This is a genomic window from Winogradskyella sediminis (assembly GCF_003387355.1).
GTDB lineage: Bacteria > Bacteroidota > Bacteroidia > Flavobacteriales > Flavobacteriaceae > Winogradskyella > Winogradskyella sediminis.
On record NZ_QUNH01000001.1, the window covers coordinates 667,307 to 686,295 of the forward strand.

Annotated in this window: 17 protein-coding genes and 1 tRNA gene; 6 read left to right on the plus strand and 12 right to left on the minus strand. The window is 32.4% G+C overall.

Annotation, left to right across the window (positions count from 1 at the left end; genetic code table 11):
- Positions 1–27 precede the first annotated feature (27 nt).
- The 4 genes from C8N41_RS02860 to C8N41_RS02875 form a co-directional block, all read right to left on the minus strand.
- On the minus strand, positions 28–888 hold the full coding sequence (locus tag C8N41_RS02860) for a class I SAM-dependent methyltransferase (RefSeq protein WP_249033227.1): 861 nt from the start codon (positions 886–888) through the stop codon (positions 28–30).
- 331 nt (positions 889–1,219) lie between these two features.
- Positions 1,220–3,091 (minus strand): tRNA uridine-5-carboxymethylaminomethyl(34) synthesis enzyme MnmG, encoded by a 1,872-nt coding sequence (gene mnmG / locus C8N41_RS02865; protein WP_115838148.1) that lies wholly within the window; start codon positions 3,089–3,091, stop codon positions 1,220–1,222.
- Between the two features lie 142 nt (positions 3,092–3,233).
- Positions 3,234–3,641: an rRNA maturation RNase YbeY gene (gene ybeY, locus C8N41_RS02870; RefSeq protein ID WP_115838149.1), complete on the minus strand. Its 408-nt coding sequence runs from the start codon at positions 3,639–3,641 to the stop codon at positions 3,234–3,236.
- Positions 3,634–7,203, minus strand: coding sequence for a DUF4175 family protein (locus C8N41_RS02875; protein ID WP_115838150.1), 3,570 nt, complete (start codon positions 7,201–7,203; stop codon positions 3,634–3,636). Before C8N41_RS02875 ends, ybeY begins: the two co-directional genes overlap by 8 nt.
- A 292-nt stretch (positions 7,204–7,495) precedes the next feature.
- Here C8N41_RS02875 and gltX point away from each other — a divergent pair, with 292 nt between their 5' ends.
- The gene (gltX, locus tag C8N41_RS02880) at positions 7,496–9,004 is read left to right on the plus strand and encodes a glutamate--tRNA ligase (RefSeq protein ID WP_115838151.1); all 1,509 of its coding nucleotides are present in this window, start codon (positions 7,496–7,498) and stop codon (positions 9,002–9,004) included.
- A 16-nt stretch (positions 9,005–9,020) separates the two neighbouring features.
- On the opposite strand, the gene C8N41_RS02885 is transcribed toward gltX, so the two are convergent.
- Complete coding sequence (locus C8N41_RS02885) at positions 9,021–9,419, minus strand: hypothetical protein (RefSeq protein ID WP_147298921.1); 399 nt, start codon at positions 9,417–9,419, stop codon at positions 9,021–9,023.
- Positions 9,420–9,591: 172 nt separating this feature from the next.
- Here C8N41_RS02885 and C8N41_RS02890 point away from each other — a divergent pair, with 172 nt between their 5' ends.
- Both C8N41_RS02890 and C8N41_RS02895 read left to right on the plus strand, forming a co-directional pair.
- On the plus strand, positions 9,592–10,527 hold the full coding sequence (locus tag C8N41_RS02890) for an SPFH domain-containing protein (RefSeq protein ID WP_092445870.1): 936 nt from the start codon (positions 9,592–9,594) through the stop codon (positions 10,525–10,527).
- Entirely contained in the window at positions 10,517–11,041 is a 525-nt protein-coding gene (locus C8N41_RS02895; RefSeq protein ID WP_115838152.1) for a hypothetical protein, read from the plus strand. Before C8N41_RS02890 ends, C8N41_RS02895 begins: the two co-directional genes overlap by 11 nt.
- A 76-nt stretch (positions 11,042–11,117) precedes the next feature.
- On the opposite strand, the gene C8N41_RS02900 is transcribed toward C8N41_RS02895, so the two are convergent.
- The gene (locus C8N41_RS02900) at positions 11,118–13,127 is read right to left on the minus strand and encodes a glutamine--tRNA ligase/YqeY domain fusion protein (RefSeq protein ID WP_115838153.1); all 2,010 of its coding nucleotides are present in this window, start codon (positions 13,125–13,127) and stop codon (positions 11,118–11,120) included.
- Positions 13,128–13,263: 136 nt separating this feature from the next.
- On the opposite strand from C8N41_RS02900, the gene C8N41_RS02905 reads away from it, so the two are divergent.
- The 3 genes from C8N41_RS02905 (at position 13,264) to C8N41_RS02915 (ending at position 14,106) form a co-directional block, all read left to right on the plus strand.
- Positions 13,264–13,464: a zinc ribbon domain-containing protein gene (locus C8N41_RS02905; protein WP_394364686.1), complete on the plus strand. Its 201-nt coding sequence runs from the start codon at positions 13,264–13,266 to the stop codon at positions 13,462–13,464.
- A 138-nt stretch (positions 13,465–13,602) separates the two neighbouring features.
- A complete protein-coding gene (folB, locus tag C8N41_RS02910; protein ID WP_092445863.1) occupies positions 13,603–13,980 on the plus strand; it encodes a dihydroneopterin aldolase in 378 nt (125 codons plus the stop codon).
- 55 nt (positions 13,981–14,035) lie between these two features.
- Positions 14,036–14,106: transfer RNA gene (locus C8N41_RS02915), tRNA-Cys, on the plus strand.
- A gap of 33 nt (positions 14,107–14,139) precedes the next feature.
- Here the strand turns inward: C8N41_RS02915 and C8N41_RS02920 are convergent.
- From C8N41_RS02920 to C8N41_RS02945, 6 genes are read right to left on the minus strand one after another with little or no spacing between them, the layout of a single operon-like run.
- Positions 14,140–14,694: a GldL-related protein gene (locus C8N41_RS02920; protein ID WP_115838155.1), complete on the minus strand. Its 555-nt coding sequence runs from the start codon at positions 14,692–14,694 to the stop codon at positions 14,140–14,142.
- 12 nt (positions 14,695–14,706) lie between these two features.
- Positions 14,707–15,390 (minus strand): LysE family translocator, encoded by a 684-nt coding sequence (locus C8N41_RS02925; RefSeq protein WP_092445859.1) that lies wholly within the window; start codon positions 15,388–15,390, stop codon positions 14,707–14,709.
- 43 nt (positions 15,391–15,433) lie between these two features.
- Positions 15,434–16,105 (minus strand): head GIN domain-containing protein, encoded by a 672-nt coding sequence (locus tag C8N41_RS02930; RefSeq protein WP_249033228.1) that lies wholly within the window; start codon positions 16,103–16,105, stop codon positions 15,434–15,436.
- Positions 16,106–16,114: 9 nt separating this feature from the next.
- A complete protein-coding gene (locus C8N41_RS02935) occupies positions 16,115–16,351 on the minus strand; it encodes a hypothetical protein (protein ID WP_115838156.1) in 237 nt (78 codons plus the stop codon).
- Between the two features lie 11 nt (positions 16,352–16,362).
- A complete protein-coding gene (locus C8N41_RS02940) occupies positions 16,363–16,689 on the minus strand; it encodes a YbjQ family protein (RefSeq protein WP_092445855.1) in 327 nt (108 codons plus the stop codon).
- Between the two features lie 42 nt (positions 16,690–16,731).
- Complete coding sequence (locus C8N41_RS02945) at positions 16,732–18,978, minus strand: ribonuclease R family protein (protein ID WP_115838157.1); 2,247 nt, start codon at positions 18,976–18,978, stop codon at positions 16,732–16,734.
- Positions 18,979–18,989: the final 11 nt, after the last annotated feature.

The following is an 18,989-nucleotide window of genomic DNA, read 5'->3' on the forward strand; positions in this document are numbered from 1 at the left end:
AAATATCCTTTAATAAACGTCTTTATTTTAATAATTAACATTCTTTAATACGTAAATATGCGAAGAATACTCATTAGTACGCTTTGCTTTACGATTAGATAGCCATCCTACCCAAAAAGCCTTCATTGGATTCATAATACCAGATTTATATTTTTCTGAAAGTAGACATACATAATAGGCATCAAATTTCATTGGCAACAGTTTCATCAATTCCATCTGTTCTTTACTAAATAATTTTGAAATCGAATTTTTAGAGAAATGCCAAAGGTGTCTTGGCACATCATATGCTGCCCAAAAGTTTTTATAATACTCCGCATCGTAACTTTTATAATTAGGAACAGCAATGACCAAAGTACCATTTGGTTTTAAAAGTGATTTTAACAATGCCGTATGCATTTCTAAATTTGGCAAATGTTCTAAAACATGCCAAAGGGTGATAACATCAAAACTGTTCGATTTTAATTTTGACAATTCTTCGGTTTCAAAAACAGCATTATTAGTTTTAGAATTTGCAATTTGTCTAGCACTTTCGTTGGGTTCTATTCCGGTAATTTTCCAATTATCTTTTAAAGCTGTTTCTAAAAAATCTCCTGTTCCACATCCAATATCTAAAAGTGTTTTGGATTCTGACTGAAATGAATTAATAAGCTTAAGTTTTCGCCTTAATGAAATTTCTCTCACTTTGTGGTATACAAATTCTAATAGATTTCGCTTCGTGTCGGTGTGCGAAATATAGTCTTCACTTTTATAATATTCAGACAATTTTTCGCCTTGAGGTTGAGGAAATGTTTCTAACATATCGAGTTCTTCATTATATAATAATTGAAACTCTTCTTTTGAAACGGAGTGATCTTTTAGGGTTAAGTATGTTTGTTTTTTGTTTGCCACAAATTAGAAGGTAATTATGATTTATCAAATAGTAATTTTGAACTTGAAATAAATTTATTCTTATATTATTAATCGTTTTTCTATCACCCCTAAAGTCCCCCTCAAGGGGACAATTTATATTTTAAAAATTTTATTAATTGATAATAAAAGGTGTATTTAAAACAAATTTTTACAATCAGAAGCACTAAATATTATTAGAACCATTGTCCCCTTGAGGGGACTTTAGGGGTGTTTATTTGCACCAATAAAACAATTGTTTCACGTGGAACATTAAAATAATGATTCATGAGATTAGCTTCGCTGAATCTTGGATATCCTTTTTCGCAGGAATTTAACGACCCAAATAAACCAATAAAACAGAAATATCATTAGGATTAACTCCACTAATTCTTGAAGCCTGAGAAATAGTTACTGGTTGAATTTTTGTTAATTTTTGTCTAGCCTCTATACTCATAGATTTCAATTTTGAATAATCAAAATCAGTCGGAATTTTTAAATTCTCTAAACGATTAAGCTTATCAGCATTATTTTTTTCCTTCTCGATATAACCTGCATACTTCACTTGAATTTCCGTTTGCTCTATCACTTCAGTATCCAAATTTTGCTCATCAATATATTGCGATACAGCTTCAAACTTTCGCACATCATCAATAGTAATATTAGGGCGCGCATATAACTTAAACATTTTATCTTGTTGTTTAACAGTAGCAGATTTCTTTGCTTCTAAAACCGGATTAGCCTCTTCTGGAGTTACACTAGTGTTTCTAAAAAACTCAACAAAAGCTTCAGATTTAGATTGCTTTTCTTCCATACGCTTTAAACGTTTTTCGGAAGCCAATCCTAGTTCATAACCTTTTGGAGTTAATCTAAAATCTGCATTATCCTGTCTTAAAAGCGTTCTGTACTCAGCACGCGATGTAAACATCCTATAAGGTTCTTCTGTTCCTTTTGTAATTAAATCATCAATTAAAACACCTATATAAGCCTCATCGCGTTGTAAGGTAAACACCTCCTTTTCTTGTACTTTTAAGCTTGCATTAATACCAGCCATTAAACCTTGAGAAGCCGCTTCTTCGTACCCCGTTGTTCCGTTTATCTGTCCTGCAAAATATAAGCCATCGACCAATTTAGTTTCTAAGGTATGTTTCAATTGAGTCGGAGGAAAGTAATCATATTCAATAGCGTAACCAGGTCTGAAGAATTTCACGTTTTCAAAACCCACTACAGAACGCAATGCTTTAAATTGAACATCTTCTGGCAAGGATGTAGAAAACCCATTTATATAATATTCGCAGGTATTCCAACCTTCAGGCTCAACAAATAATTGATGCCTATCTTTATCTGCAAAACGATTAATCTTATCTTCAATTGAAGGACAATAACGTGGTCCTACACTTTTAATTCTACCATTAAACATAGGAGAACGATCAAAGCCTTCACGCAGTAAATCATGAACCAATTCACTCGTGTAAGACATATGACAAGAGCGTTGTTCCGTTAGAGGTTTGGTAATATCTAAATAGGAGAATTTTTGTGGATCTGCATCACCTGGTTGCTCTATCATTTTAGAAAAATCTAAAGAACGACCATCCACTCGTGGTGGTGTTCCTGTTTTCATTCTACCAGATTCAAAGCCTAAATTAACCAGCTGTTCTGTAATTCCGGTTGCCGCTCTTTCACCTGCTCTACCTCCACCGAAGTTTTTATCTCCGATATGAATTAATCCATTTAAAAATGTTCCGTTGGTTAATACAACCGACTTACCTTTTACCTCGATACCAAGTGAGGTTTTAACACCAACAACTTTGTGATTTTCTACTAAAAGACCAGAAACCATTTCTTGGTAAAAATCTAGATTTTCTGTTTTTTCTAACAGCATTCTCCAATCCTCAGCAAAACGCATGCGGTCCGATTGTACTCTAGGACTCCACATTGCAGGACCTTTAGATTTATTCAACATCTTAAATTGAATAGCAGACGTATCAGATACAATACCACTATAACCACCTAAAGCATCAATTTCTCTTACAATTTGCCCCTTAGCAATTCCTCCCATTGCAGGATTACAAGACATCTGTGCAATATTTTGAAGATTCATTGTAATCAACAAGGTTTTACTACCCATGTTTGCAGCCGCAGCAGCAGCTTCACTACCAGCATGACCAGCACCAACAACTATAACGTCATAAACTTCGTTAAACATATCGTTATTAATTTTTGTTCCACGTGGAACAATTAAATTCCTGATAAGACAGGAACCCTAATATTATATTTATTCTTCTTTGTTAGAAGAATACCTAATTCATTTTTGAATTTGCAAATATACAATGAAAAAGAAGTACTTATTATCGCTTCGCTAGGTAGTGGTCTTCTTTAGAACGCATCACTTTTTCATCCGCATCAGTCTTATCTTTATAACCGCAATAATGCAATACACCATGAATAATTACACGCGCTATTTCATCGTTAAAAGACACTTGAAAATCTGATGCATTTTCCTTCACTCGATCTACAGAAATATAAATATCGCCATGTAGTTCTTTTCCTACTGAGTAATCGAAACTAATGACATCCGTTAAGGTATCATGGTCTAAAAAATCTACATTTAATTTATGCAAATAATCATCCGAACAAAAGATATAATTAATCTCTCCTTCCCTACAGTTTTCTTCTGTGATGGTATTAGAAATCCATCTTTCTAACTGGTCCTTGTTTTCTAATATAAAATCGGTTTCGTAGTTAAAACTAATCATTGCTGCTTTTAAAATACTCTTGAATTTTCTTCTTAAAATGATTTTGCAAAGGTAGTGCTTGTCTGTTTAAAATTTCAGTCGTGTTGAAATATTGTTTTGCCGTAGGGATTTGACTTGGACTTGTAGTATTAAATTCTTCCTTATTCGTTTCAGACTTCCGTTTAGAATCCTGCCCTTGCATAAAGGTTGCATTTTCTAATTTTAAAAGATTATGCTGTAAATCCATCATCTTTTGTAAAGTTTTATTTGTGAATCCACTATTAAGCAAATCAGATTCAATATCCTCCATTTGTCGAATTAACTGTCCTGCAGACTGAATCTTTCCATCTTTAGCTAAACGATCTTCTAAAGCCTGACGTAATTTAACTTGTTGTTGATAGATTTTATAAAGTTCAGCATTCTGTTCTTCACTTCCTCCTTCACCATAACCTAAATTCTCATCACCTTCACCATCTTTTCCTTCAGCACCATTTTTTCCACCCTTTCCATTATTTCCATTATCCCATTGCTCTCCATTTCCTTCACCTTTGCCAGATTGGCTACCTTCGTTACCTTGCTTTCCCGATTCACCATTTTTACCAGACTCACCCTTTTGCCCTGAATCACCAGATTGACCTTTGTCACCAGGTTTTTCACCTTTACCTTGCTCTCCTTCTCTTCCTTTTTCACCAGGTTTTTCCCCCTCACCTTCTTTTCCATTATCTCCATCTTTTCCTTCATCATTTTTTTTAACCCCTTCTTCCATTTGTTTATTTAATTCTTCTTGACTCATAATAATATCAGGCAGTTGTTCACCACCTTGACCCGCACCAGGAGAAGGATTCATTTCCATTTCCATATTATCTAAAACATCACTTAGGAAACTCGCTAATTCATTAGTTGCAGTCACCGCATATTGTTGTGCACCCACTCCTTGATATAATCTATTTTCTGTTAAATTATCTAATGCTTTATCGATATTAAAATAAACTTCTGTAATTTGAGAATTTACATGTTCTGAAATTTTAGGTTGCCTTAAAGACAGCGCAAATAAGCTATCGTCAATGTGTTCAAAATGGGTTCTGAGATTACTCTGAGCTATAATGTACTTACCGTATTTATTGTTATTAGTACCAATATTATCGAAAGTTTCCATAAGCTCCTCTTGATCGAAAGAATATAACAATAAGTTCTCTAAAATCTGTCTTAAGGCATCAACATCCTCAGCCATTTGTTCACCTCCTCCTCCGCCTCCATTTGCGGCTTTTTTCATCATATCGCTCATTTGCTGCATTTTCTTTGCAGCATTCTTTTGCTTTTCTTTAGCCTTTTTACCTTGTGATTGAGCTTCTTGAGGTTGCGATATTAATTCGCTACCTTCCTTCTTTTCCAAAGCTTCTTTGGCTTCTTTTTGGTCAAATTTAATCTCGTCTTCTAAAAACGCATCTCTAGGAATATCCATTGGTTTTTGAAGTTGTCTATCTTCACGCTTTAAATCTTCTAAATCTTTTTGAAGTTTATCAAACTCCTCATTCAATTTCTCTTGAGCTTCTTTTGTGTTTTCTTTATCCTTTTCAGATAATTTTTCTTGCTTTTCAGATAGTTTTTCTAACGCAATAGAAACCTTTTCAGCTTTCTTCATCACATAAAAACGCTTGGTTAATTCCAATAGCTGTTTCATGCTGCGCTGTTTATTTTTATTTTGCTTAGCTAGTTCCTCAAGTTTTTGAGTGAACTCTTCTTTATTAATTTTGTCCTGTAATTTTTCCAGTTCCTCTAATAGCTTTTCATCTTTTTTAAGTTGCGCTTCATTTTCTTTTAAACGCTCTTTTAAGTCTTCTTTAAATTGGTCTTCTTTTTCTTCCTCTTTTTGAAACTCCTCTAAATTATCTTGTAATTTTTTGTTGAAATTTTTCATCAACTGTTCCTGATTTTTCTGACGTTTTAAAAATTCTTCAAATTTCTTTTTATCATTAAAATTCAGACTTTCTTTTTCTTTTTGTGTTTTAGATAATTCTTCGAGCTTTTTATCTTGTTCTTTAAGCTTATCGAAGGTTTTACTAATATCTTTTATGGTTTCATTTTGCTCATTAAGTTGCTTCTGCTCTTCTTCATCTTTAGTTAATTTTCTATAGCTAAAGGTTGAGCTTTTGGAACGTTTATAATTATGAAGTGCATCGTTATCGAATACTTCAAAATAGAGTTGGTAACTGACTCCTTCCTCTAAATTATACTGATTAGGAAACGCACTGACAAATTCAGAAAAATTAGAAGTTGAAATTGGAATTGGTTCCACCATCTTTCTAGAGTCGTCTTCTGTTGGATAATACACTAATTGTAGTTTGCTTAAACCGTAATCATCAGTCGCTTGTCCATAAAAATAAAGCGATTGCTGATCTATAGAATCCTTTTGTACCTTGATGGATAATTCAGGATATTCATCTTTAATAACATTAATATTGTATGCAAGATTTTCATAATCCTTCAGGTCATTATTACTGGTAGTAATGCTGTAATTAAAATTTTTAAACAATCGTTTTGAAGCTTCAAAACTACCCTTCTCACCAGATTTAAAATTTAAAGTATCTTCTGCATAAATCTGAACATTGGTTGTAGATTTCGTGGTTGCTCTCCAAGTTACGTTGGTACCTTCAGGAATCACCGCTGAACCCGTACTTTTTATTACCTCATCTTGTTTTTTAGTATGTACAGGATAATCTAAAACCATTTCAAAATTCACCAAATTAGGTGTGTTTAATACAGCTAGTTTATATGGTTTGGAGCTAATACCATTTGCAGATAAAGTAAATTCTATAGCCTCTTTTGGAAGGCTGAACGTATACTGAAATTCTCCTGGTGCCACTTGTTGTAAAAAATAAGATTGTCCATTGAATTTAATTTGAGCATTTTCAGGAATCACATTTCCGGCAGTAGAAACCTGTAATTTAAAATCCTTATTTTCAACAGCTTGCAAAGATTCATTTAATACAAAAAATTGAAAAGGTGCGGGTGGTTCGTAAGCAGTTTTATAATTTACTACCCGCTCATAACTATCACTAAACCAGTTTATTTTTCCGGAAATAAAAGATAATAAAAGTATGGCCACAGGAATTGCAGCATACTTTAAGTATTTGGTATTAGATTTAAAGTTAATTGCAGATTTAAAAGGAATGGGTTGTAACTCTTGTGACTTCTGCTCTATACTTGCTAATAGCAAATCGGATTGTTGTGGATTTTGATTAAGTTGAAGTACATTTAATAATTTATCATTGACTTCAGGAAAATGATTTCCGATGAGTTTAGAAGCTGTTTCAAAATTTATGCCTTGTCTTAAATTAAATAAATGGGCTAAGGGAATGACAATAAATTTTACAAACAAGGCTAATTCTACAACAATGAATGTCCAAAATAAAATAGTTCTAGCCGTTGGATTAAGCCAAAGCACATATTCTACAAAAAGGGTAATTATAAAATATAGCAAACCCATGGAGAAGAATAAAATGGCTCCTTTAAGCAGTTCATTGGTATAGTACCTTTTTATAAACTGTTCTAGTTTTTGCTTTATGGTTTGGAAATTGCTCATTCTGATTTTAGCTCTTAGGCTTTAGTGATTAGCGCTGGACTAATTACTCAACATTATTATTAACTGACTAAACTACGATTTTATTTTAAATGTAATTTCTGAAAAATTGGTAAGATTCTGTTAATATCTGCCGTATTTCATGTTAATTTCGGTTTAACAGACCATTTTGTAAGCAGCATTCCAATTTATAGAAAACTTAGCACTTCGTTCTTCCTTCTTAAAATCTATAATTTTATCTTTGCGCGAGATTCTGAAATAAATTCAGAAGAACAAACAATTTCTATTTTACGTTATGTCTAAAAAAGTACGTGTGCGTTTTGCACCTAGTCCAACAGGACCTTTACATATTGGTGGTGTAAGAACTGCTTTATTCAACTATTTATTTGCCAAAAAACACCATGGTGATTTTGTATTAAGAATTGAAGATACAGACCAAAACCGTTATGTAGAAGGCGCTGAGGATTATATTGTAAAATCATTAGAATGGTGCGGTATTTCTTTTGATGAAGGTCCAGGTAAGAATGAAACATTTGGTCCTTACAGACAAAGTGAACGTAAAGATTTATACAAACAATATGCCGATGAATTAATTGCTAATGGGAAGGCCTATTATGCTTTTGATACCGCTGAACAATTAGATGCAGAACGAAAAGGCCATGAAGCTGAAGGCAAAACATTTATCTATAACTGGCACAACCGTGAAAAAGGGCGTTTAGTAAACTCATTAGTATTAACAGAAGCAGAAACAAAAGCGAAAATTGATGCTGGTGAACATTATGTGGTTCGTTTTAAATCTCCACAAGATGAAACCTTACACTTAAAAGACATTATTCGCGGCGATATTAAAATTGATACCAATGTCTTAGATGATAAAATTTTATTTAAAAGTGATGGTATGCCCACCTATCATTTAGCCAATATTGTAGATGACCATTTAATGGAAATTACACACGTCATTCGTGGTGAAGAATGGTTACCATCTTTAGCACTACATCAATTATTATATGATGCTTTTGGTTGGGAAGCACCTGAATTTGCACATTTACCACTAATTTTAAAACCAACAGGTAAAGGAAAATTAAGCAAACGTGATGGTGATAAAATGGGATTCCCAGTATTTCCATTAGAATATACAGCACCAGACGGAACCGTTTCTAGAGGTTACAAAGAAGATGGTTATTTCCCAGAAGCTGTGGTTAATTTCTTAGCGTTTTTAGGATGGAATCCTGGTACAGAACAAGAAATTTTCAGTTTAGAGCAATTGGTTGCTGATTTTGATTTAGCGAGAGTAAATAAAGCAGGTGCACGCTTTGATCCGGATAAAACCAAATGGTTTAATCATCATTATATGCAACAGCAATTAGATTTGGATTTAGCCGAACAATTTAAAGCTAAAAATATTTTACTAAAAGATATTGATATTAACTACATCGCACTCGTTGTTGGTTTAATAAAAGAACGTGCTCATTTTGTAAGTGATTTTTGGGAACTGAGCCACTTTTTCTTTATAGCTCCAACATCTTATGATGAAAAAGCGTCTAAAAAAGCATTAAAAGAAGGTACAACCGACCTTATGACGAAGGTGATAGAACTTGTAAATAACACTGATGAATTTACAGTTGAAAACCTTCAGACAAACATTAAAGGTTGGATAACGGATAACAACATTGGTTTTGGTAAAGTAATGATGCCTTTAAGACTTGCTTTAGTTGGTGCATTACAAGGTCCGGATGTGTTTGATATTATGTTTATGATAGGAAAAGCAGAAACCGTAAAACGTATTGAAAATTTAATAGCATAAATTCTATTATATAAGATTATCTAAAACTTCTAAGTATTTCTATTAAGCCTTTAGGATACACATCGGTACGATTTACGGTGACTAAGCCAATAGAATTGCTAATGTGAACAATACGAAATGACGCTTGGTGAGGTTGAAGTATAAATACCGTTCGCATTTTATCAATTTCTGGAAAATCTTTAAAAAAAGGTAAATCCCAAAATGTAATAACAGCGATAATTAATAACCCATTTTCAGTTTCTCGTTTTTCAAAATCGACAATGCTGATATCAAATGGATAGTTTATTTGTTTATAATCTACATGAAGGGCTTTTATCCAGCCTTCTTTATTGTAGATATTTTGACTTATACCATCTAAACCTATAAAATTATCATCAAATAGTGGAATGACTTCAAGGTTTCTACTTGAATACAAGTCAAAATAATTTTTTATGAAAGCCCTGCTTTTATGCGTATTATTTTCTTTCATAAAAAAATGTAAAAAATTGATTTTCACTAATATACTGAATTTTTAAATATTAATCTTAGACCTGAATAAATTTTACTTAAATTTAGCTTCCTAATCAATCTTAATTAAAAAACTCACTATGGGCAATTTTCTTTTAATTCCAATTTTATTTATTGTACTGGTCGTTTTTATCTCTTCCTTTTTTGTAGTGAAGCAACAAACCGCAGCTATCATAGAACGATTTGGTAAATTTCAAAGTATCAGACAATCTGGGTTACAACTCAAAATACCACTTATAGACAAGGTTGCCGGACGATTAAGTTTAAAAATTCAGCAATTAGATGTTATTATAGAAACTAAAACTTTAGATGATGTATTTGTGCGTTTAAAAGTGTCCGTGCAATATCGTGTCATTAGTGAAAAAGTGTATGATGCCTTTTATAAACTAGATTACCCACATGAGCAAATTACCTCTTATGTTTTTGATGTGGTACGTGCTGAAGTCCCTAAAATGAAACTCGATGATGTCTTTGTAAAAAAGGATGATATTGCACTTGCTGTAAAAGCCGAATTAAATGATGCCATGCTCGATTATGGTTTTGATATTATTAAAACACTGGTAACTGATATTGATCCAGATGCACAAGTGAAAGAAGCGATGAACCGTATTAATGCGGCAGAACGAGAAAAAACAGCAGCACAGTTTGAAGGTGATGCTGCAAGAATATTAATTGTAGAAAAAGCCAAAGCTGAAGCCGAAAGTAAACGATTACAAGGTCAAGGTATAGCAGATCAACGACGTGAAATTGCTCGTGGTTTAGAAGAATCTGTAGATGTTCTTAATAGGGTTGGTATCAACTCGCAAGAAGCCTCTGCCCTAATTGTAGTTACGCAACACTACGATACGTTACAAGCCGTAGGCCAAGAAACAAATAGTAATCTCATATTATTACCAAATTCTCCACAAGCGGGAAGTCAAATGCTTAATGATATGGTAGCAAGTTTTACGGCGAGTAACCAAATTGGAGAAGCTATGAAAAATTCGAAAAAAAAGAATGCTAACGATGAAGAATAATCTAAAAAATACGCTGATATGCCTTTTAATAACGGCTAGTTTTAATTTATTTGCGCAAACTAAAACGGATGCTTTAAGAGATGCTCAGCTCACCTCTACAGCTAGTTTAAATATGGATTTTGAAACCGTTTTAAAATATACCCTACCATCCGTGTTAGACATGATGGGAGGAAAAGAAGCGGCTTTAAAAGTTATCTCTTCTACTTTTGAAGGGATGAAATCTCAAGGATTTGTTTTTGAAAAAGCAGATATCAATGGAGTTTCAGATATTGTAAAAGAACAAGGACAATTTCGCTGTGTGGTAGAAGGTTATAACCAAATGGTAATGTCTAATCAACGTATTTCCTCTAAAAGTTATCTTTTAGGCATTTATAATAAAGTCGATAAATATTGGTGGTTTATTGAAGCTAAACAATTAAAAAACGAAGCGTTAACCAATCAAATTTTACCAAATTTTGAAACGGCTTTGGAAATTCCTGATGACGACCTAAAAGTAGAACCTATCACAGATTAAATAAAAAAAAACCTCATAACTAAAATTATGAGGTTTTTTAATAAATATTTACTACTTATTATTTTTTAAAAAGCATTTAAACCTCATTAGCCTCAGTAACTAATAATTGATTTTTATCTTCTTTAGCTTTTGCAATAAACGCATCAATGGCATCATTGCGCTCTAAGCCATTTTTAAGCATTTCTTTTAATGTAATTAAAGTTGCTATACGTGTGCCTGCTTTTTTAACAGCGGTTCCAAATAACGGCTCTAATTCATCATAAGACACTTCATTGGCAAGTGCTTGTATTTCGGACTTCACTTTTAGTTGTTTTTCTTCATTTAAATTGGTGTATTTTTTACCAAATTGCTGAATTAAACTAATAGCAGAGCGTTTTTGTTGTTGCGCTTTTCCTTTATTCTGATTTTGATTGTTCTGAGGTTTAGGCTTTTGTTTTGCCCAACTATCTCTTAAACCTACCGTCTTATTAAATACTAACTTTTCAGATGTAGAATCATCATCCACATTAAAATAGCCTAAACGTTGAAATTGGAACCGCTCTCCTACTTCAACATCAGCTAAACTTGGTTCTAAGTAACCCGTTTTTATAGTTAAAGACTTCGGGTTTACAAATTCCATAAAATCTTTATCCTTTTGGCTATCTGGTGATTCGTGCATAAATAAACGATCGTATTCTCTTATTTCAGCAGTAATCGCATGTTTTAAGGACACCCAATGAAGTGTTCCTTTTACTTTTTTAGACGTATCCTCATCATAGGTACATTGAATTTCTAGTATTTGACCAGTTTGATCCTTTACAACATCATTTGCTTTGATGATGTATGCATTTTTTAATCTTACTTCACCTCCAAGTTTCAACCTAAAATATTTACTTCCTGCTTCTTCTTTAAAATCATCTCGCTCAATATAAATTTCTCTAGAGAACGGTACTTTTCTATATCCAGCAGCCTCATCTTCTTGGTTGTTTTCTGCTTCTAACCATTCTTCTTTATCTTCAGGATAGTTAGTAATCACTACTTTTATAGGATCTAAAACGGCCATAACACGGTTGGCTGTTTTGTTTAAATCCTCACGAATACAGAATTCTAAAAGTGAAACATCAATGACATTTTCGCGTTTAGCCACACCTACTTTTTCAATAAATTTTCGAATTGAATTTGGTGTGTAACCACGACGACGTAAACCAGAAATGGTAGGCATACGTGGATCATCCCAACCAGATACAATACCTTCTTCTACTAAACGTAATAATTTACGTTTGCTCATGATGGTATAACTAAGGTTTAAACGTGCAAATTCGCGTTGTTTTGGAGGCAATGGTAAGGCTTCTTTTGCATAGTGGTAAACATGATCTCTAAACCAATTATAAAGCTCCCTATGTGGTTTAAATTCTAAAGAACACAAACTGTGAGACACTTGCTCTATATAATCACTTTCTCCATGGGTCCAATCGTACATAGGATAAATACACCAATCGTTACCAGTTCTATGGTGTTCGGTATGCATAATACGGTACATCATAGGATCTCGCATTAACATATTAGGACTTTCCATATCGATTTTAGCACGAAGAATATGTGTACCAGCAGGAAATTCTCCAGCTTTCATACGTTGGAATAAATCTAAATTTTCTTCGATACTACGGTCTCTATACGGACTAGGAGTTCCAACTTGTGTTGGTGTACCCTTTTGTTCTGCAATGGCTTCTGAAGTTTGACTATCTACATAGGCTTTTCCATCCTTAATTAATTGCACTGCCCAATCATATAACTTCTGAAAATAATCTGAAGAATATAATTCATTTTCCCACTGGTAACCTAACCAAGCGATATCTTTTTTTATAGCATCAACATATTCTTGCTCTTCTTTCGCAGGATTGGTATCGTCAAATCTAAGATTTACTGGTGCCTTGTACTTCTCTCCTAGTCCAAAACTAATGCCTATAGCTTTGGTATGACCAATATGTAAATAACCATTTGGCTCTGGTGGAAAACGGAAACGCAATTTTTCTTTAGGTAAACCATTGGCCAAATCTTCTTCTATGATATGCTCAATAAAATTGAGTGACTTTGTTTCTTCTGACATGTATTGGATATTAAAAAATAGGGATTAAGATTGAGGCTAATATCCTACTTCACTTAATCGTTGGTAAAATTAAGCAAAATGTAACATTTATACATCATTTTAGACTGATAGTGTGAATCCTTAAATGCAATTTAAAATGAATTATAAATGTCCAAAATGTGATAACACAACTTATGAAGTTGGAGAAATGAGAGCAACAGGTGGTACGTTATCTAAAATATTTGATATTCAGAATAAAAAATTTAGCTCTGTGACTTGTAAAAGATGTCGTTATACTGAATTTTATAAAGCCAAAACAAGTGCATTAAGTAATATTTTTGACCTATTCACAAATTAGAATATTATTATAAGCTAAAATAACCTTCAATTCTAAAATTTCTGTAGTGATAACTGATTAAAAAATCTATCTTTTTTGTATCTTAATTTTATAATGAGACAGAAATTGAATTGATATATTTGCTAAAAATTAAATGTTTTGGGAATAATAAAAGTAGAAAATATAAGAGTATTTGCTAACCACGGTTGTTTAAAAGAAGAAACCGCTATTGGTAGTGATTATCGGGTAGATATTGAAGTAAAAGCTAATTTACAAACTTCAGCTTCATCTGATGAATTAAGTGATACGGTAGATTATGTATTACTAAACAAAATTGTTAGAGAAGAAATGGCAAAACCTTCAAAGCTTTTAGAAACCGTTGCAAAGCGTATTTTAAACCGTGTTTTTAACGAAGAAGCCTTAATTACTAAGGCAACAATTGCCGTTAGTAAAATTAATCCTCCGATAGGTGGTGACGTTGAGATGGTTACTATAAAAATGAGTCAAAAGCGAAAAAAGCAAACCTATTTAGGCTAAAACATATATAATTTTTATATTTGCGCTCTCGTTAAATTTAATGAGACGACTAAAAGGTGTCGTGGCCGAGTGGCTAGGCAGTGGTCTGCAACACCATCTACAGCGGTTCGAATCCGCTCGACACCTCAAAAAAGAGATACTTAAAAAGTATCTCTTTTTTTATTTTATATTCTCTTGCTCTAGTTGTATCGTATTTCTTCTATCGACTATGAAGTAATCGAAAATTAAAAAAATACTAAGTAATAACACTCCAAACGTAAACAACAACGATCCATAAGGCCAATGTTGAATTTTAAAAAGTATTCCGAATACTAATGTAAAAATTGTTAATCCAATCAAAATATAGTAGACTGCTTTTAAAAATTTATGCTTCCTAAATGTTCTATTTTTAAAATACGAAATACCTTCTACATAAAACCAATAAATAAAGAGTACAAAAAGTAGTATTTCAAAGATATATGGAACATAAAAAATATGGAATACATTTCCTAAATAATTGAAAACCCAAATTAAAATCATAGCCAATTTAGTATAATCTAAAATAGATTTCTCTTTTTTATAAACAAAGCGAATAGCATATAACAACCCAACTGAAGATCCACCAATCAACATTAAACTATATGAAAAAGGCCAATGCATAATTTTGAATAAGGCACCAAAAATTAAGCTAATAATGGCCAGACGTAAGGGAAAAGTTAAGATTTTAGAATTCATTTATAGATTTTATTAATCAAGCGGATTAACATTCTCTATCTGTTCAATCCCCTTTTCATAAAGATCCGGAAAAAGTCCTTGACTTAATAGTATAATACCAAAAACTAAAATCACTAAGGCCACTATTTTTTTGGTTTTAAAAATACGGCGTGGCGTTAATTTATTTTTAAGTCGTTTGGCAGCCGCTATTTTAACGAGATCCGTTAAAAAATAAGAAATTAACATGGTTACAATAAAGATAAAAACACCGTTTTCAGAACTTGTAATAGACGTTCCAATAACAATAAAACCTAACCAACCTAATAAGACACCAATGTTGATAAAATTAAGCAGAAACCCTTTAATAAATAGCTTACCATAATCTTTTTTAGGTAACTCAATTCTATGATGTTCTCTTACAATAGAACGAAATGATTTAGACGTTTTTATAAAACTAATAAGTCCATAAATCACCAATAAAGTCCCACCAAAAACCAACAATTTTGGATCGTCTTTTATTTTTTCTAAGAGCGAATCGGTACTTTTAAAAATGACGAAAATAAAAACAATATCAGCGAAAATAACACCAAGATCAAATAGCACAGCACTAGTAAACCCTTTTGTAGCACTAGTTTCGAGTAATACGAAAAAAACTGGTCCAATGGTAAAGGCTAAAATTATTCCGAAGGGAATGGCTGTTAAGATATCGTCTAACATGTAAAACTTGCGATTTACACAAATGTAAGAAACTCAACGGAAATTACATACGTTTTATTCGTCCACCAAGAATTGTATTTTCATCTATCTCTTTTGGATCTCCATAAATATAAACATTACCTCCAGCTTTAATTCTTACATTGGCTAATGTTGTAGCATATATATAAGCTTCACCTCCAGCGTTAATACTCACTTCAGCATTTTCAGTTATAAATGCTTTAGCGTTTACATTACCACCAGTATAAATAGAAATATCTTGATGTTTTGAACTTCCGGTAATATTAATAATACCACCTGTAACGGCTCTTATATTTGCATAACTCGTTTCTAAATCAGTGGTGATTTCGGCTCCTTCTTGTACTCTTAAATCTATTTCGTATTGTTTAATTGTCTCTTTTACCGTAACCTTAGCCCCTTCATTAGCATCAATTTCATCTACAGCTGTAAAATACAGTAAAACTACAGTATCATTACCATCATAACTCTCTCTAAGATTCATACGGATTTTTAACTTACCATTGTTATTAACAATTTCAACATCCTTGCGGTTCTTACCAGAAATTACAACCTTATTTTCGTCAGAGGCAATCATTTTAAGATGAATTAAATCGAACACTTTAACAGTAGAAAATTCACCAACATTTTTTTCAATAGCATCTTGTGCAAAACTTGTAAAACCAAGTATTAATGCGAGTATGAGGATATTATATTTCATGTGTATATTTTATTTTAAGATAATTATCTTTTTACTAAACAACCATTTTAATTGAATTTCATCACCAGATTGTTTTTTAGCAATTCGTCGTTGTGGAGTTAAAATCACAGTAATTACAGCAGATAAAACTGCTAAAATCATTTGGTTAATATCTGTAAAAATAGCTTGAATACTAAATCTTACTATGATATAAATAACGGCGAATATTATAAAAACGTATAAGCCAGCTTTTGTACTTGTTTTCATGTGTATATTATTTAAACAGCAACTTTTACAGCTGTTCCTGTAATTGAAACAATTAAAGTATTTGTAGTTGCTAGTGTTTCTATATCAATTTGAACACCCACAACGGCATTAGCACCTATAGCTTTTGCATTATCTTGAAGTTTTTGAAACGCTTCTTCTTTTACAACTTCTAAACCTTTAGCATAGGCATCATAATATTTTTGTGAACTAAACATATCCTTAAAAGACATGCTTTTCCCTTTATAAGAATGTGTAGAATTAAAAGAAATACCAGTTACTATACCTAAATAGTCAATGATGTTATGGTTTTCTATAGAATTAGTTGTTGTAAGAATCATATGATAAACGTTTTACTATAAGTCTTATTTTTAGTAAAGATGTTACTCTTCACTAGTTTCAGGTTTTCCTACCATATAGAAATCGAGATGCTTTTTAGCTAAATCTGCATTTTTAACTTTAACAACGACTTCATCACCAAGCTGGTACATGGTATCAGTGTTTTTACCAATCATAGCATACTGATCCTGGTCAAATTGATAGTGATCATCTTTTAAATCTCTAACACTTACCATGCCTTCACATTTATTAGAAATAATTTCAATATAAATTCCCCAATCGGTAACTCCAGAAATAACACCCAAAAATTCTTCATCTTGATGATCTTGCATAAAGCGAATCTGCATGTATTTAATAGAATCGCGCTCTGCTTTAGTTGCTAAATATTCCATGTTACTAGAATGCTTACAACGTTCTTCATAAATGTCTTCATTGGCAGATTTTTCGCCATCTAAATAACGTTGTAATAAACGGTGTGCCATGACATCTGGATAACGTCTAATTGGTGAAGTAAAATGACTGTAATACTCAAACGCTAAACCATAATGCCCTATATTATGTGTTGTGTATTCCGCTTTAGACATGGTTCTAATTGTTAAAGTATCTACTAAATTCTGTTCTTTTTTACCAACAACATCCTTTAGTAAATTATTTAAAGAGGATGCAATACTGCCTTTATCTTTAAAATTTAATTTATGTCCAAAACGTGCTACAACGGTTTGAAGTTGTGCTAATTTAGATTCGTCAGGTTCATCGTGAACACGATACACAAATGTTTTCTTTTGTTTACCTACAAACTCAGATACTTTTCGGTTAGCTAATAGCATAAATTCTTCAATCATCTTATTAGCATCCTTACTAGTTTTAAAATGAATACCGATTGGATTAGCTTCTTCATCTAAGTTAAATTTTACTTCAACTTTATCAAAAGAGATAGCTCCTTCTCGCATACGTACCGATCGCATTTTTCGAGCCAATTGATTCATTTTTGTAATAGCTTGTGCAATATCTATATCTGTTTGATAACTTTTACCAGTTAATGAAACCTCAGTAGGAATTGTTGTATCTATTTTTTCTTTATGTTTTAATACATCAACGTTATTAAGCGACGCATTATTTTCAATTATGGCTTGTGCTTCTTCATAGGCAAATCGCGCATCAGAATAGGTCACGGTTCTACCAAACCATTCTTTTTTAATTTCGCATTTATCGTTCATATGAAACACAGCAGAAAAGGTATATTTTTCCTCATGTGGACGCAGTGAACAAGCTCCATTACTCAATATTTCTGGTAACATTGGTACAACACGATCTACTAAATAAATGGATGTAGCACGTTCGTAAGCTTCATCATCTAAAACCGTTCCTGGCTGTAAATAATGCGATACATCTGCTATATGGATGCCTATTTCATATAAGCCATTATCTAAAATTTTAAAGGATAAAGCATCATCAAAATCTTTGGCGTCCTTAGGATCTATCGTAAAGGTTAAATCTTTACGCATATCACGTCGTTTCGCTATTTCTTCAGGTTTAATTTCTAAATCAATCTTATTAGCAAAAGCTTCCACTTCGTGCGGAAACTCTAAGGGTAATCCGTATTCTGCTAAAATGGCATGAATTTCGGTACTATGCTCACCTGGTTTTCCTAAAACTTCTATGACTTTTCCGTTAGGAGAATCAGCCTTTTCTGGCCAATCTTCTAATGATACCAACACAATATCTCCATCTTCTGCTTTATTAGTTTTGTTTATTGGAACAAAAATGTCGGTGTACATTTTACTACTTTCAACAACAACGAAGGCAAAATTCTTTTTATCATGAATTTGAATACTTCCAACATATTCCGTTTTAGCACGCTTTATAATATTGGTAATTTCTCCTTCTTGTTTGCCTCTGTGTTTTCTTTTATAAGCGTAGAATTCTACTTCGTCACCATGTAAAGCTTTGTTCATATTGTTTGAAGCGATGAATATATCTTCTTCAAAATCGTCTGAAATTACATAGCCATTCCCTTTAGAAGCTACATCTAAAATACCAGTATGATATTCGGTATTAACAATAGCTTTAAACTTACCACGATCTACTTCTTCAATCTCTTGTTTAGCTTTGAGTTGTTGTAGTTTCTTTATAATTTGATTGCGACTACTAGCATCGTTAACACCAAGTTTAGCAGCAATTTGTTTATAATTAAAGGATTGGTTTCTATCTTTTTTTAAAATACTAAGAATTGTATTTGTAAGGTTAGAAATCTTATTACTTCTAGATTTCCTTTTTTTCTTTTTTGTCATGTATAATTGTA

Excerpts from the sequence above, each read along its gene's own strand:
- C8N41_RS02940 (WP_092445855.1), bottom strand. The coding sequence starts at position 16,689 with ATGATTCTTACAACAACTAATTCTATAGAAAACCATAACATCATTGAC.
- C8N41_RS02895 (WP_115838152.1), top strand. The coding sequence starts at position 10,517 with ATGAAGAATAATCTAAAAAATACGCTGATATGCCTTTTAATAACGGCT.
- C8N41_RS02925 (WP_092445859.1), bottom strand. The coding sequence starts at position 15,390 with ATGTTAGACGATATCTTAACAGCCATTCCCTTCGGAATAATTTTAGCC.
- gltX (WP_115838151.1), top strand. The coding sequence starts at position 7,496 with ATGTCTAAAAAAGTACGTGTGCGTTTTGCACCTAGTCCAACAGGACCT.
- ybeY (WP_115838149.1), bottom strand. The coding sequence starts at position 3,641 with ATGATTAGTTTTAACTACGAAACCGATTTTATATTAGAAAACAAGGAC.
- C8N41_RS02920 (WP_115838155.1), bottom strand. The coding sequence starts at position 14,694 with ATGAATTCTAAAATCTTAACTTTTCCCTTACGTCTGGCCATTATTAGC.
- C8N41_RS02930 (WP_249033228.1), bottom strand. The coding sequence starts at position 16,105 with ATGAAATATAATATCCTCATACTCGCATTAATACTTGGTTTTACAAGT.
- C8N41_RS02945 (WP_115838157.1), bottom strand. The coding sequence starts at position 18,978 with ATGACAAAAAAGAAAAAAAGGAAATCTAGAAGTAATAAGATTTCTAAC.
- C8N41_RS02935 (WP_115838156.1), bottom strand. The coding sequence starts at position 16,351 with ATGAAAACAAGTACAAAAGCTGGCTTATACGTTTTTATAATATTCGCC.
- mnmG (WP_115838148.1), bottom strand. The coding sequence starts at position 3,091 with ATGTTTAACGAAGTTTATGACGTTATAGTTGTTGGTGCTGGTCATGCT.
- C8N41_RS02890 (WP_092445870.1), top strand. The coding sequence starts at position 9,592 with ATGGGCAATTTTCTTTTAATTCCAATTTTATTTATTGTACTGGTCGTT.
- C8N41_RS02900 (WP_115838153.1), bottom strand. The coding sequence starts at position 13,127 with ATGTCAGAAGAAACAAAGTCACTCAATTTTATTGAGCATATCATAGAA.
- C8N41_RS02875 (WP_115838150.1), bottom strand. The coding sequence starts at position 7,203 with ATGAGCAATTTCCAAACCATAAAGCAAAAACTAGAACAGTTTATAAAA.
- C8N41_RS02905 (WP_394364686.1), top strand. The coding sequence starts at position 13,264 with ATGAATTATAAATGTCCAAAATGTGATAACACAACTTATGAAGTTGGA.